Source organism: Pseudoalteromonas sp. H71 (assembly GCF_001468485.1).
Classification (GTDB): domain Bacteria; phylum Pseudomonadota; class Gammaproteobacteria; order Enterobacterales; family Alteromonadaceae; genus Pseudoalteromonas.
In genome coordinates this window covers 52,395-67,672 of the sequence record NZ_LODI01000011.1, presented here as the reverse complement: position 1 = coordinate 67,672, position 15,278 = coordinate 52,395, and the positions used below count along the sequence as shown (strand labels likewise).

At 38.9% G+C, this 15,278-nt stretch carries 12 protein-coding genes and 3 pseudogenes; 11 read left to right on the top strand and 4 right to left on the bottom strand.

All coding sequences use genetic code 11. The annotated features are described in order from the left end of the window. Both ATS71_RS18915 and ATS71_RS07200 read left to right on the top strand, forming a co-directional pair. Positions 1–402 (top strand): annotated as a pseudogene (locus ATS71_RS18915) (glycosyl transferase); the annotation flags it as partial. A 32-nt stretch (positions 403–434) separates the two neighbouring features. Next, positions 435–2,213 (top strand): sugar phosphorylase, encoded by a 1,779-nt coding sequence (locus ATS71_RS07200; protein WP_058404207.1) that lies wholly within the window; start codon positions 435–437, stop codon positions 2,211–2,213. A gap of 103 nt (positions 2,214–2,316) precedes the next feature. On the opposite strand, the gene ATS71_RS07195 is transcribed toward ATS71_RS07200, so the two are convergent. After that, on the bottom strand, positions 2,317–5,166 hold the full coding sequence (locus tag ATS71_RS07195) for a TonB-dependent receptor domain-containing protein (RefSeq protein ID WP_058404206.1): 2,850 nt from the start codon (positions 5,164–5,166) through the stop codon (positions 2,317–2,319). A gap of 638 nt (positions 5,167–5,804) precedes the next feature. Here ATS71_RS07195 and ATS71_RS07190 point away from each other — a divergent pair. The 5 genes and pseudogenes from ATS71_RS07190 (at position 5,805) to ATS71_RS07170 (ending at position 9,037) form a co-directional block, all read left to right on the top strand. Then, positions 5,805–6,194 (top strand): cytochrome b562, encoded by a 390-nt coding sequence (locus tag ATS71_RS07190; protein WP_058404205.1) that lies wholly within the window; start codon positions 5,805–5,807, stop codon positions 6,192–6,194. Between the two features lie 9 nt (positions 6,195–6,203). Continuing rightward, positions 6,204–6,574, top strand: a pseudogene (locus tag ATS71_RS07185) (OsmC family protein). 329 nt (positions 6,575–6,903) lie between these two features. Continuing rightward, a complete protein-coding gene (locus ATS71_RS07180; RefSeq protein ID WP_058404204.1) occupies positions 6,904–7,170 on the top strand; it encodes a hypothetical protein in 267 nt (88 codons plus the stop codon). A 131-nt stretch (positions 7,171–7,301) separates the two neighbouring features. After that, positions 7,302–8,108, top strand: a complete 807-nt coding sequence (locus tag ATS71_RS07175; protein WP_058404203.1) for an alpha/beta fold hydrolase — start codon at positions 7,302–7,304, stop codon at positions 8,106–8,108. Between the two features lie 5 nt (positions 8,109–8,113). After that, positions 8,114–9,037 carry a diguanylate cyclase gene (locus ATS71_RS07170; RefSeq protein WP_082653602.1) on the top strand — a complete coding sequence of 308 codons (924 nt, stop codon included), beginning with the start codon at positions 8,114–8,116 and terminating at the stop codon, positions 9,035–9,037. Positions 9,038–9,045: 8 nt separating this feature from the next. Here the strand turns inward: ATS71_RS07170 and ATS71_RS07165 are convergent, their stop codons facing one another. Both ATS71_RS07165 and ATS71_RS07160 read right to left on the bottom strand, forming a co-directional pair. Next, the gene (locus ATS71_RS07165; protein ID WP_058404201.1) at positions 9,046–10,071 is read right to left on the bottom strand and encodes a metal-dependent hydrolase; all 1,026 of its coding nucleotides are present in this window, start codon (positions 10,069–10,071) and stop codon (positions 9,046–9,048) included. Between the two features lie 57 nt (positions 10,072–10,128). Beyond that, positions 10,129–11,016 carry a LysR family transcriptional regulator gene (locus ATS71_RS07160; RefSeq protein ID WP_058404200.1) on the bottom strand — a complete coding sequence of 296 codons (888 nt, stop codon included), beginning with the start codon at positions 11,014–11,016 and terminating at the stop codon, positions 10,129–10,131. Positions 11,017–11,130: 114 nt separating this feature from the next. Between ATS71_RS07160 and ATS71_RS07155 the strand changes: the two genes are divergently transcribed. From ATS71_RS07155 to ATS71_RS07145, 3 genes are all read left to right on the top strand, one after another. Next, positions 11,131–12,303, top strand: coding sequence for an MFS transporter (locus ATS71_RS07155; protein WP_058404199.1), 1,173 nt, complete (start codon positions 11,131–11,133; stop codon positions 12,301–12,303). Between the two features lie 155 nt (positions 12,304–12,458). Continuing rightward, positions 12,459–13,274: a 2,5-didehydrogluconate reductase DkgB gene (dkgB, locus tag ATS71_RS07150; RefSeq protein WP_058404198.1), complete on the top strand. Its 816-nt coding sequence runs from the start codon at positions 12,459–12,461 to the stop codon at positions 13,272–13,274. A 62-nt stretch (positions 13,275–13,336) separates the two neighbouring features. After that, on the top strand, positions 13,337–13,624 hold the full coding sequence (locus ATS71_RS07145; RefSeq protein ID WP_058404197.1) for a putative quinol monooxygenase: 288 nt from the start codon (positions 13,337–13,339) through the stop codon (positions 13,622–13,624). Between the two features lie 97 nt (positions 13,625–13,721). Here ATS71_RS07145 and ATS71_RS07140 read toward each other — a convergent pair whose 3' ends face one another. After that, positions 13,722–14,375 carry a DUF6058 family natural product biosynthesis protein gene (locus ATS71_RS07140; protein WP_058404196.1) on the bottom strand — a complete coding sequence of 218 codons (654 nt, stop codon included), beginning with the start codon at positions 14,373–14,375 and terminating at the stop codon, positions 13,722–13,724. 171 nt (positions 14,376–14,546) lie between these two features. On the opposite strand from ATS71_RS07140, the pseudogene ATS71_RS07135 reads away from it, so the two are divergent. After that, positions 14,547–15,278, top strand: a pseudogene (locus ATS71_RS07135) (dihydrodipicolinate synthase family protein); the annotation flags it as partial.

Below are 15,278 nucleotides of genomic sequence, written 5' to 3'. Positions count from 1 at the left end.
CATAAGCACCAGGCGTTGTCGCTTGACGACCAAAGCGCTGGCTTGTCTAAAATGTCGATTGATATTACTAAAGCATTATTTAGAAAGCTCGCTACGCAAGGTGTAACGTTTACCAGCGAGACAATTCGTTCATTAAAAGCAACGTACTACCGCATTGGCTTAGATTTTATAGAAACTTACCACAACGATGCGCTTATGAATGGTTTAACACTGGATGTTCACCAAGAAGAAAAAGCTGTTGAAATGTTTGCACAAAACATTATGGAAGCAGGCCAACACTTTTTAGATAATCCAATGGAAGCGCCATTTGTGCCAAGTTGGAACCGTGTCGTGTCGGCTATGCCAGATGTATTTGAACGTTTAAAAGAAGCGGTAGAACTCGATAACGAAGAATATAGCTAAGTTGAAATAATAAACGGTTAAAGGAGTCGCGTGTGAGTACAGTGAATGAATTATTTTTACAGCGAGTAGAGCAGCATCTACACATTATTTATCAAGATGTTGAGCTGCCTTTGTCTATACCAGAGTTTGCACAGCGACTGATAAAAATTATTTTAGGTGACAGTCCTCTTCGCGACCCAACACCCCACACAAACCGGTGGGATGAGCAAGATATTGTACTTATTGCGTATGGTGATTCGATTATAAAACACGATGACGCTGAGTTTGCAGTGTCAAATCCAATTGAAGCGCCGCTTAAAACATTGCACCGATTTATAAAAGAGCAGTGCGATATGCAAATTAACGCTCTGCATATTTTACCTTTTTATCCGTATAGCTCAGACGAAGGCTTTGCGGTAATGAACTACGTGCAAGTAAATGAGTCGTTAGGCGATTGGGAAGATATCAAAAGCATTGCTAAAGATGTAAAGCTAATGGCTGATTTAGTTATTAACCATTGCTCGAGCCGAAGTGTGTGGTTTGAAAACTTTTTAAACGATTTGCATCCCGGCAAAGATTACTTTAAAACGGCAAGCTTAAGCGACGATTTAAGCCAAGTTGTTCGTCCACGCACGTCTCCTTTACTCAATGCTGTCACAACACCTAGTGGTGAAAAGCATGTATGGTGCACATTTAGCCATGATCAGGTTGATTTTGATTTTGCTAACCCTGAGGTGTTAAAAGAGTTTGTAGGTATTATCCGTCATTATCTAGACAATGGCGTGCGGCTTTTTAGGCTCGATGCTGTGGCATTTTTATGGAAACAACTTAATACAAGTTGTATTAACCTGCCTCAAACCCATGAAGCTGTCAGGCTAATGCGCACGCTCATTGAGCATGTAGAGCCAAGTGTGGTGATCATCACTGAAACTAATATTCCAAACCAAGAAAACCTATCTTATTTTGGTAATGCCAATGAAGCGCATGCCATTTATAACTTTGCATTACCTCCGTTACTGCTGCATACCTTATTAAGTGGCGATAGTACGGCACTTAAGCATTGGATGATGAGTATGCCACCGGCCCAAAACGGTACCGCATACTTTAACTTTATTGCATCGCATGATGGTATAGGGCTTAGGCCAATTGAAGGATTGTTGCAGCCAACAGAGGTGGCATCATTGGTAAGTACGACTATGCAGTTTGGTGGTCGGGTTTCAATGCGAACCAGTAACGATGGTACTCATACACCGTATGAGTTAAATATTGCATTATTTGATGCAATGCAGGGGACGCACAATGGCCCAGATAAGTTTGGCTTTGAGCGTTTTATGTGCGCACATGCGATTATGTTTGCGCTTGAGGGAATACCGGGCTTATACATTCATAGTTTACTTGCCACAACCAATGATTATGAACGTTTTGAAAACTCGCAACACAATAGGGCAATTAACCGCCACCGTTGGCAAGAGTCAAAACTATTAGCCGCAATTGGCGAAAAATACAGCCATCACCACAAAGTGTTTTCCGGAATTAAAAACTTGTTAGGTGTACGAAAAAAACAAAGTGCCTTTCACCCTAATGCCACTCAGTTTACGTTGCATCTTTCTGGAGGATTATTTGGCTTTTGGCGCCAGAGTATAGACCGCAGACAAAGTATTTTTTGTGTATTTAATATTAGCGATAAACCGCAAACGCTTTTATTGGCTGACTTAAATTTAATTAATACGCAGCAGTGGTTTGACTTAGTGTCAGGAAAAACAATAGAGGAAGGGCAGTTAACTATTGAGCTTGAACCGTATCAATGTGTTTGGCTAAGTAATATAAAATAAGGTGAAATAATACCAATCCTCAAAATTGATCACTTAATGAAGTGGATTGATATAAAAGGCTCGCACTGCGAGCCTTTAATTTAATTATTAACGTTGTTAATAATTATAAGCTGTAGCTTAAGTTTATGTAGCCAAAGCGGCCAATGTTGTCGTAACTTGCGCTACCAGCGCTTGTCCCACGTGAACCGTACGGAAGTTTACGGTTAAATAGGTTATCGACACCTACTTTAACGCCTAAGCCGCTATCGAAGTTATAACCCACAGTCATATCAGTAATAAAGTATTTACCGTAAGACATTTGGTTACTAGGGTTAGAGTTACTTGCAAGCTCAACATTTGTGTATAAATCGACTTCACTTAAGAAACGAGTTTCAACTGTTGAGAAAAAATTATCCATAACGTAGCTTACAGATAGGTTGGTTTGCCATTTAGCTTCACCGGTTGTACCTGCATATTCGATATATGAACTTGGATCGTCTTGGAAAGGGAAGTCTTTACGTTCAATAAGGTAAGTTCCTACTAAACGCGTTTTGAAGCTACCTTCAAGCGCATCAAAATCGTAACCTAGTTCAAAATCAACACCAGACGCTTTTTGACCCGCCACGTTTAATACAGAGTTTTGGATTAACGAAATTTCGCTGTTTGTATCGCGCGTAATTAAATTACAGTACTGGTTATTGATGCCGGTAGTACTGTCTACACAGCGGTCAAGAATATCTTGCGCGCTGATTGTATCAATGGCGTCTTCAAGGTCAATTTCCCAGTAGTCAATAGTCAGTACAGCATTGTCTAAAAATTCAGGTTGGTAAACAATACCTACCGTTGTGCTTGTAGACTCTTCACCTTTAACATCACGGTTACCGCTTGTTAAGCCATCTAAAGAGGCCGAGTCGTAACCTGAGTTAAAGTCACTCGCTACACCTAGCGCTGCACAGTTTGCAGTGCGTGTTGCTGCATTTGATAAATTAGCTATGTTTTCTGCACGACATGGGTCGTCAACCGTGTAGAAAGTCTGGCTAGGTGCGCCAAAAACCTCACCAATATTCGGTGCTCTAAGGGCAGCAGATTGCGTTACACGCACGCGTAACTCGTCGTTTACCGTCCAATCTAAACCAAGCTTCCAGCTAGTTGCATCGCCAATGGTGCTGTAATCAGCATGACGTACAGCGGTATCAAATACTAAGTCTTGAATAAGCGGTAAATCTGTTAAAATAGGCATACTCGCTTCAAAAAATACTTCGCGAACATTAAACGAGCCTTTATCTTCGCCTAAAGCATTAAAGAAGGTACCTTCTGCGTTATCTGGCTCTTTTGTTTCGCTTTCTTCTTTACGGTACTCAGCACCAAATGCAACACCTACATATCCTGCTGGTAATTCAAAAATAGCACCGTTAGCAAGCGAGCCAGAAACCACGGTTTGCTTAATAGTTGATGTGCCAACTGATACCGTATTTATGTAATCAATAGCTTGCTGAGAAGGCGCGCCAAAACCCATAATATTTACAGGTACACAGCCATCAGCTTGTGCAGCCGCACTACGACACACAACATTGCCATCTGCATCTTCAACGGCATCTAGGGCGTTAAAGTAGTTGGCTAAAATCATGTTTGCGCCATTTTCACGCTCTAAATCTGTTTGACCGTAAACAACAGAGGTATCTAATTCCCAGTCTTCAAACACTGTACCTTTTAAGCCAGTAACAAAACGTGTTGTTTCACGGGTATTGTTTTCAACGCGGCGGCCTAGGTCGCTCATCATGCGGTTAACCATGATTGAATCAACGCCTTCTTCTTGCATACGGGCTTTGATACTTGGGTCTAGGTATGGGTTGTCAATTTTAATGCTGTTGTCGCTATCAAAAAAGAAAAACGCTGGTTGGCCAATGCTTTCGCCTTGGCTGTTGACGTATTTTGCATCAAAGTAAACGTTTAAGTCGTCGGTCACATCGTAGTTAACTTTAAAGTTTACGTTGTAACGCTCAAACTCAGGCTGTATTTCTTCAAATTGACCTAAGTTAAAAAAGTCACAGTTTGCACATGAATATAAATCTGCGTTATTACCTACGTATAAGTTGCGCGCGCTGCTATCAGGGTTAAAGCTATTAATATACTTAGTTGGATCTTCAAGTGCATAAACACCAGCATCATTGATAGCGAAATAACCCGCATTAGGTGTTAAAATATCGTCTGGGAAGTCCGCGCTATTTTTGTTCTCATCCGTTTGGGCTTGATTAGGTAAGTTACTGAACGAAGTGCTAGTCCACGGGTGGTCAAGGGCATTCAACGAATCTTGGCCAGAGTACTCAATAGCAAAAGCGGCATTACCACGGTCGTTATCAAAGTTAGAGCCGTAAGAAAACGTTGCTTTTTCGTTGTTGTAACTATTTAAATCGGCAAAACCACGTGTAACACTAAAGTCCATGCCTTCAATGTTGTCTTTTAAAATAAAGTTTACTACACCCGTTACAGCATCAGCACCATATACGGCAGATGCGCCACCAGTAATAATTTCAACGCGCTCAATCCATACACTTGGTATTGTATTGGTATCAACAGATTGTGAACCCGCAGAACTTGATACGTGGCGCTTACCGTTTACAAGTACAAGTGTACGGTCTGTCCCCATATTACGTAAATCAAGAATGTTTAAACCTGCAGTACCTATAAAGCGACCAGAATTAGCCATTGAGTAAGTACTACCCAGTGCAGGGAGGTTGTTTAATGCTTCACCAATATTAACGGCGCCACTATTTATTAGTTGATCGCCAGTAATTACTGTTACGGGAGCCGGTGCAATAGCACCTTCACGTAATATGCGAGAGCCGGTTACTTCAACACGCTCTATTTTTTTTGCTATCTGCTCTTCTTGAGCGAATACTGTGCTACTAGCTGTTGCAGCAGCGGTTAGTAGTGCACATTTTATGCTGTTAGAAATTAAAGAATAATGTTTCATGTGTTCCCTGATGGGTTTTTGTTTTAAAAATGTTTATCAACGCTGCTATTAATAGACAACGTTGTTATCACATTTAGCTAAAGAATTATCGATTATTACATGCTAATAAATAAGAATAAACCCTCTGCAGGCCTTGCTATTATTGGCTTTTCTTGTTTGGTTAATTTTGTTTATGTTGTTTTATTTTGTAAATTTTGTTTAAGTTTTGCTGATAAATAGATCGCTATTTACTATTTTATTTACCGTCTTTAGTTATGCTATTTACATTGGGTGAGTAAAATTAAATTTAACGTCGTATTTTTGATCTTTTTGTTGTTTATTTCGGCTGGTGGATGCGAGTGTAAATTTTAGTAATGGCTTCTTTTTTAGCTTACTAAATAAGCTTAAATGTAAAATAAAAGTGTGCTTTTGAATGTTTAATGAGCGTATGTTTTAGCGGCGCTATTTAAAAAAATTTTTAGGTTGAGTAAATTTCATTATCCAGTGACTTAAATGATGCTTATTTGTTGTGATTGTGCGCTAATTTATTTTTTACTAATTAAATGTAAACCCCCTTTACAGTATTAAGTTGTTGTTGCTTCGTTACTTTAAACTCTTTACTTGATACAATTAACAGACTTAAAAATATAGGGTTTTTCATGAAATATTGTTACTTCGTTATTATTTTATTATTGAGCACATTAAGTAATGCAAGCGAGCCTGTAGACCTAGAGTTAAATATGAAAAACACGGGTCTTGCATATAAAAAGGCAGTGCAAGCTACTCAGCTTACAGATTTTAATGCAGCAATTGACGAGTTTATTAACCTGGTTGAAGTAAGTAAAACAGCCAAGTTTTATCAAGAACCTGAAAAATCTGTGCAAGGTCTAGATAAAGTGCTCTCTCAGGCAAAGCTTGCTAAAAAAGTGGCAAACGAACAAGGCTTAGCAGCAGCGAAAGTACCGCTAAAAAGTATTGATAATCTACGTAAAAAGTATCATAAACTACATGAGCCTCCCGGCTTTTTTGAATTATTGTTTGGAAAGTAAGGAACAATTATGGAAATTTCAGTTTCATTATTAGATGGCCAAAAGCAAAGCGCAAAATTTGGTGATTTAGAAGTAATTAGCGATCAAAGTATTGCTGCCGGCGGTGGTGCAGAGCACCCAGAACCATTTGATTACTTTTTAGTAAGTATGGTGTTGTGCGCCGGGTTTTATGCCCGCAAATTTTGTGAGCAACGTGATATTTCTACAGAGGGAATGACACTTACACAAAATAATGAAAATGTAGATGAGAACGGTAAAAAACTATTTTCTATGATGGTTTTCCTCAAAAGTACAAAAAAGCACTTATTGCAGCAGTGAATACGTGTACGGTAAAAAAAGTAATTCAAGCCGCGCCTGAGTTTTCTGTCGTAGTAAAATAAAGTGTTAACAGGTAGCACTTAAAGTGTTGCCTGTTTTATTAAAAATTTACCTCTTGCGCTTTTGGTTCTAAAGTTAGCAAATTTACCAATGCCTTTATTACAAATCCTCGCGCCATAGCCATTTCTTATTGTGTTTCTAGTTTGGTGATTACTCGTAATATCTGCGATTTCTTGCTTTAAACAGTAAATTTGTTGACTATTTAAACAAACAAATCAAAAAATAATCACTTAGATCAAAAATACTGGCTATTCATTTTTAGGCTGTTATAACTATAAATAATATAATAAAAATAGTTAAACAATATATACAGTAGATACTGAGGTAATTTATGAGCGACGCGATACAACAAGAACAAATAGATCAAGGGGTAATGGAAACCCTAAGAGAGCGCGACCATAGTGCCTTAGCACTGCAAGTTAACCATCTTGCATGCAACCACAACGATATTATTGAGTTGCTGGCTCACTATATGGCGTTGAGTGAGCAAGATAATGACGAATTATTTGATGATTGGTACGATAATTTGTTAAAAGAACAACTCACAGTCCTAAAAGTTTTTGAAGTATACAGAGGCCAATACGAACACCAAAATTAATTCTGTACTATTGTAAGTATGTTTAAAAGTATTTTATATGGCTGCTAAGCTATTAAAAGTGAATACATGTTAACTTTTAATAGCTTAGCGACAACATTGATTAGTTACTTGTGATAAAGGCGTACTTTAACGTGCTAAATTCAGAAACAATAAAATCTAGAAATAACGTAAAAATAATTGGTAGCGGCCCTAAAACATTATTATTCGGACATGGTTTTGGTTGTGACCAAAACATGTGGCGTTTTTTAACCCCTTATTTAGAGACGCAATTTAGGATTGTGCTTTTCGATTATGTGGGGTCAGGTAATTCGGATATATCTCAATACGACAAACAGCGATACAAGAAACTAGAAGGTTATGCATTAGATGTTATAGAAGTATGTACTGCTTTGGAATTATCTGATCTTGTATTTGTTGGTCACTCTGTCAGTGGTATGATTGGTGCCTTGGCTGCTTTTGAAAGGCCTGATTTAATTAGTAAGTTAATTATGGTATGCCCCTCGCCTTGCTTTTTAAATTTCCCGCCAGATTACCAAGGTGGCTTTGATAAAGAAGACTTGCAAGAATTATTAAGCTTAATGGATAAAAATTATATCGGTTGGGCTGATTACCTTGCCCCTTTAGTTGTAGGTAATGCTAACTCGGCTGAGTTGATTGGCGAGCTTTCAGGTAGTTTTTGTTCTACCGATCCTGTTATAGCCAAAAATTTTGCAGAGGCGACTTTTTTTTCTGACTATCGTTTTCTATTAAAGAAAATAAAACAACCCACACTAATTTTGCAAAGCCAAGATGATGCTTTAGCGGATGTATCTGTTGGTGAGTACGTCAAACAAGAGATAGAAACCAGCTCGCTCATTGTTATAACCGCCCAAGGTCATTGTTTACAAATGACTCATCCCGAGATTGTAAGTGAATCTATTATTAATTACATACAGTAATTGGTGTGAGTAAATTCAACCCAAATAATGTAACACCAACAACTTATTCAGTTGACTGCTTTCTATGCGGTGCTTTAATAACTGACTCTAAAAATACAATTGTTTACGTAAACAACTATTTTGAAAGCCACTTACTTTGGAAGCCGGACGAGTTAGTGGGTCAAAATATAAATAAAATTTTGACAAAATCGTCAAGAATTTTTTTTCAAAGCTACCTTATTCCCACCGTACTTCATGAGAAAAAGTCTGAAGAAATGCAGTTGATTATTTTTAATGGGCAAGGGCGAAAAACCCCGATGACTATTAACGCGCAGATAAATGAAGAGGGATTGGTGTTCTGGAGTTTGTTTAATGCAACTAAGCAAGACCAGCTTTACGATGAGTTGATAAAAACACGAGAAAAGTTAGAAGAGCAAGCTGAAAAACTAAAGTCTTTAGCAGCAACCGATGAGCTAACAGGCTTATTAAACAGAAGAGAAATGAATTACCGAAGTGGGTTGTTATTGGACCAATCGTTAAGGTCAAAGCAAACAATTGCGTTACTTGTTATAGATATAGATGACTTTAAAATAATTAACGATACTTTTGGTCATTTAGAAGGTGACCGAGTTTTAAAAGAGCTTGGGCAAGTACTTAAAAACTTTGGTCGTCAAACAGATTTAATCTCGCGCTATGGCGGGGAAGAGTTTTTAATAATGCTCCCCGACACTGATAAAAAAGGTGCTGTGCTATTTTGTAATAGGCTGCATACACTTATTGCTACGGTTTTAGTGAATGACAACCCTGTTACTGTGAGTATTGGTTTGACTATAAGTAACAATGCTAAGTCATTCCTTGATTTATTTACACAAGCCGATAATGCAGTATATGAAGCCAAAGCACGTGGTAAAAATAGAACGCAGCTATATGGCGACAAGGGTCACCTTTAATAGCTACTTTAGTTGTCGCACGTATTCTTAATAAGTGAATTGCTGGGTTGCCAAATCCGATCCCATATTTTATCAATATCATTAAAGCTCGGTCTTTGGCTAAACTTTTCAAAACTAGCAACACTTACTCCGTTTGAGTTTATTTCACCCACTTTAAAATTAAAGACATACTGGCATTCCATCCCCATACGCAAATCCGAAAGCACCACGTTATTTTGTTGTTCATGTACTGAATAAAACCCTTTGGTAAACCATTGCAATCGTTTTACTCCCCATTCATTTTTAATGTCATTTAATAACGCAGGGGTTGTGTTGTAAGCGTGTAAAGTGACTTCACTTGGTTTATCGAATACAGATGCATAGCCTTCATAATATTGCCCATCAGACATAGCAACAAAACGCCACAGTAATGTAGTAAGTGGGGCTGGCGTACTTATATACCGATCAACTGCTATATTTTGTGCACTAAGTGCAGTTTGTGCTTTACCGTCAATTATGACTTTTAAAATGAGTGATGAGCATAAGTAGAGTGAGCTTAATCCAAGCGCGATACTATTTATTTTGTAAGCGGTGCTTGATGATACTTTAGGGAATAACGTGCACACCACCCCCAACAGCAATGGAAGTGTATAGAGGGGGTCTATAATAAACATATTTGATAACGCAAACGGATGCTCGGTAAATGGCCACATTAGTTGCGTACCATATACCGTAAAACTATCCAGTAATGCGTGAGTTGATAAACACAAAAACACCAACCAAAACCATCTCATTTTATAGGTTTGCATGCCGGTATGTATTTTTAAGATAAGCCACACAATAAGTGGACTTATTAACAAGTGAATAAAAAAAGAGTGGCTAAAACCTCGATGATAAGTGAATGACTCTACATGCCCGCCATAAGGCAAAAACACATCTAAATCAGGTAAGGTACCAAGAGCCGCGCCCCACAACACGGCTTTATGGCCAATTTTATTTCCCAGAACGGCGTAGCCCACAGCGCTGCCTAACACCACCTGCGTTAACGAGTCCATATTATTCCTTATTGTTTATGATGTTGTTTATACTGAGAAACCATTAAAAAACGTCACTTATAGTTTAAGCTTAGGTTTTATAAAGTCTAAAAATGCCAAAATGCGCGACGACACGGCACTGTTTTTGTAATAAACAGCTTGTATGTCCTCACGATGGTTTGGCGTTTTAATACTCTTTGGTAAAACGGTTACTAACCGGCCTGTTTTTAGATCGTCGGTAACCATAAAATGCGAGAGTAATGCAATGCCTTGGTTTGCAATACAGAGTTGCCTAATTGTTTCGCCGCTACTGGCTGTGACCCCAAATGAGAGCTTTAAGGGGATGTTAAGTGGCCAATTATTGAGGCTAGGTGAGTCGGTAAAACCGATGAGTTTATGATGCCTCAAATCGCTTGCTTGAGAGAGCTTTGGTGCCTTTTTTAAATATTCAGGGCTTGCAACTAAATGTAATTCGCTCGTGCCTAGTTTTCTAGCATGTAGGTTTGAATCTTTTAAATCACCAATACGTATAGCTAAATCAGTTTTATGTTCTAGTAAATCAATAATGCTGTCATGGGAGGTTATATCCAGTGTGATCTGCGGATATTGCTGAGTAAATTGCTCAATTAAAGGTACCAGTTGATGCAAAACAAATGGGCTTGCAGCATCTACCCTAAGTTTACCACTTGGAGATTGTTTTAAGAGTTTGATTGCTTCCTCACCTGTTTGCAAAGTATTTAAGCCGTCACGCGCATATTTAATAAAAGTATGACCCTCTTCTGTAAGTTCTAATCTGCGTGTCGTTCTGTTTAATAAAGTGCACTGCAGTGCATTTTCAAGGCGAGATACTGCACGCGACACCTTAGCTACTTGTTGATCAAGTAAATTAGCTGCTGCTGAAAAGCTTCCGCTATCAACGACCGTAATAAAAATTTCTAAGTCTTCAGTTTTGGCATGTTGTGACATAAACCCCTCGATTACCTTTGCATTTACTACAAAAGTATTTTGTCATTATTGCTGTTTTTTGCAAACACATTTTTAGTCAAACTACACGCCTTAATAAATAATGAGGATAAAATTATGCCATTGGCTTTGTGGGCGCTTACCTTAAGCGCATTTGCAATAGGAACAACCGAGTTTGTAATAGTAGGCTTAGTGCCTAGCATTGCGAACGACTTAGGTGTGAGCTTGCCTTCAGCAGGCTTGTTAGTGAGTTTGTATGCAGTAGGCGTGGCTATTGGCGCGCCCGTGTTAACAGCATTAACTGGGCGATGGAACCGTAAAATTGTATTAATAAGCTTAATGGGCTTATTTGTAGTAGGTAACTTACTTGCATGGCAAGCACCGAGTTATGAAACACTCATATTGGCTCGCATACTAACAGGCCTAGCTCACGGTGTGTTTTTTTCAATTGGCTCTATGATTGCCACAAGCTTAGTAAGTAAAGACAAAGAAGCCAGTGCTATCGCGATTATGTTTACAGGCCTTACGGTTGCACTTGTAACGGGTGTGCCGTTAGGTACTTGGATTGGCCAACACTTTGGTTGGCGTGCAACGTTTTTAGTGGTATCGCTGTTGGGTTTAATTGCTTTGCTAGGAAGCGCTATTTTAGTGCCTAAGAATTTAAAACAGTCTATCCCGGCTACGTTTAAAGAGCAGCTTCAGGTTATTGTTAAGCCGCGCTTATTGCTCGTATATTTAATGACAATTTTAGGATACGGCGGCACGTTCACTGCGTTTACTTACGTAGCACCTATTTTAGAGCAACAAACTGGCTTTGTCCCCTCGGCTATTAGTTTAATAATGCTGGTTTATGGTGTGTCGGTAGCGGTTGGTAATATATGGGGTGGAAAATTGGCTGATAAACGGGGCCCAATTAGCGCACTGAGTATTATATTTAGCGCGTTAACAATTATTTTATTGGCTTTTACCTTTACCATGGAATCAAAAGTAGCCGCAGTACTAACTATTTTAATATGGGGGGCATTTGCATTTGGTAACGTACCAGGATTGCAGCTTTATGTTGTAAAACAGGCACAAAAGCATACGCCTAACGCGGTAGATGTCGCATCGGGCTTAAACATAGCGGCGTTTAATATTGGTATAGCACTGGGCTCAATTATTGGTGGTAGTGTAGTGGAGGGCATGTCGCTTCAAGATACCGCTTGGATTGGCGCAGCAATATCCGCTTTAGCATTAATTGTAACCCGTTACAGTGGCATGCTTGATAAGCGGGAAATTCAGCGCGTATAAAGTGTAAGCTGTTAAGGTTGAAACTTAAATTAATGGCCTCATTACCTGTATTGAGGTCATAGATTTTTAAGTGACGACACAAAAGAAGTAAAAGGTGTATTTTGTAAAGCTATAAAAAGCTTGTTTTTAACCGATTATTTTATAAGGATAGAGCCATGACACAACGTGTAATTGAAATGCCAGATTTAGGTATGGGAACATTCCGTTTAGAAGGCGACACCGCCTACAATTCAGTAAAAATGGCGTTAGAAGTAGGATTTCGTCATATCGATACAGCGCAAATTTATGGTAACGAAGAGCAAGTAGGCCAAGCCATAAAAGACAGCAACATCCCGCGTAGCGAAATATTTTTAACCACTAAGGTGTGGAACAATAAGCTCAATAAAACCGACTTTATTGCCAGTGTAAAAAAATCGCTTGAAAAGCTACAAGTAGAGTCTGTTGATTTACTACTTATTCACTGGCCATCACCAGCAAATGATGAACCAATGAGCGAATACCTTACTGAACTTTTAAAAGCTAAACAGCTTGGTTTAACTAAACATATTGGTGTATCAAACTTCACTATTGCAAATTTAAACGAAGCAATGCAAACGCTCGACTCGCGTGAAATTTTTACCAATCAGGTTGAGGTTCACCCATACTTAACTAATACTAAATTGCGCGCATTTTGTGCTCAGCACGATATACACGTAACAGCGTATATGCCATTTGTAGTAGGCAAAGTACTTAAAGATGAAACGATTATTGATATTGCCAATAAGTATAATGCGTCGCCAGCGCAAGTGGTTATTGCATGGGTAAACGCCAATGGCATGACAACGATCCCCTCATCAACTAAGCGTAAAAACTTAGAAGATAACTTTAACGATCATGTTAAATTAGATGATGAGGACATTGCCCGTATTGATGGCCTTGATTGCGGCGACCGCCAAGCAACGCCAGATTTTGCCCCGCAGTGGGATCAGTAATAAAATACGTCACACGATATTAGGTGCAGAAAAACTGCACCTTTATTTTAAAAGGACTCAGTATGTTAACGGTAATTGCCACTATTTCGAGTGAAAATATGGATGCAGATGTTGTATTAACCGCACTCGAAAACCTGCAAAAGTACTCGCGCCAAGAAGTAGGCTGCCTGCGTTATGAGCTATCGGTTAAAAGTGATGCGCAGCAAACAACTTATTTAGTGAGTGAGCAGTGGGCATCTGATGAGCATTTTGAAGCACATAAAAATGAGCCGCATTTTAAAGCCTTTGGCACACAAGTGACGGGCCTAGTAACCAGCAGTAATATTGATGTATATAAATCAATTGGCTAAGAATAACTAATTGATTCAATAAATTTAAACGGTGGCGTAAATCTACATCGCCTTTTAAAGTTATATTACCTTGCTAAGGTATAGCTTTTGCTGTTTTTTATTTTATGGATAAGTCGTACTTTAAAATAAGCGCATCAATATAGCGAGCGCGTAGGGTTTGCTGTTTTTCGTGATCGGCCCCGTGGCCTAGTGCTTTGTTTAATAGTTTCATAGCGGGGTGTAGTTGTGTACGCTCTTGTTGATTTAAGGTCGCTTTAGTGCGCAGTTCAGTGATGTCGTCTACCAATAGGCGGCCAATATCTACACATACTATTTCATCAATTAACCCGTTTTGTGTAAGCACACCATATTTACTACATAAAAACTGTTGCCATACTTGCTGTAGGTGTTCTTCTATTTCACAACCGAACAATTCTTCGTTAAAGGTAAAGCCTTGCTGAGCAAGCTTAGTAAGGCTTGCTGTGTATTGCTGCGCAAAATAATTAAAGGCATTACTTGATGATTCAATTTTTTGTTTAATTAGCCCTTGCCCCCAATTTACACAACCACGCGGGTAATAGTCATCGTACTCTTCACACTCATACAATCCAGAATACGAACTGCAACTTAGTTGACTTTTTATGCAATAGCTTGGTTTAGGAAATACGCTGTGTTGCTGCCATGTATCTAGCTGCTCGGCGTCAATATTTAAAGCATGGCAAAGCTCATCAGTATTATAAAAATGAGTGGCTAAGTAGTTAGATAAACGCATAAAGGCTCGCTTAAAGTTAAAAACAAAACACTGTTTAAATGCACAGTGTTTATATTTTGTATTATCAAACTAAATAACACAAGCCATTTTACGTTTATTATTAGCTTAGGCCTGCAAAAATGCGTGCAAGTATGTTACAAATAGCGCAAGTTTTATAAATAATGAATTTTTATGCGCACCCTAGAACAAATTAAACAAGCAAGCTTAATTACCGCTATTAAAACCCCGTACTTAGCCAATGGTGAAATAGACCTAGCAAAATACGACGAACTCGTTGAAATACAAATAACGGCAGGAGTAGATGGCATTGTGGTTGGTGGTACAACCGGCGAAGGCCAGTTAATGAACTGGGAAGAGCATCTAATGCTTATTGCGCATAGTGCAAACAAGTATGGCAATAAGCTACTGATTGTAGGTAATACAGGTAGCAACAATACACGTGAAGCAATAAAAGCCACTAAATACGGCTTTGCCAGTGGTATGCATGCAGCGCTGCAAATTAACCCATATTATGGCCGCACGTCTATCGCAGGTGTTAACGAGCATTTTAAACGTGTACTTGATATAGGCCCTGCGTTTATTTACAACGTTGCAGGGCGTACAGGGCAAGATTTAACCCCTGATATTATTGAGCCATTAGCACAGCATCCTAACCTAATTGGTATAAAAGAATGTGGCGGCAATGAACGTATTGCCCATTACGAGCAGCAGGGAATTGCATGTTGGTCAGGTAACGATGACGAAGCCCACGATGCGCGCCATGTACACAAAGCACACGGTGTTATTTCGGTTACCTCTAATCTTATTCCTGGGTTGCTCCGCCAATTAATGGATACTAAAAATGATTCGTTAAATACCGCATTACAACCTTTAATGAACTGGCTGTTCTGCGAGCCAAACCCG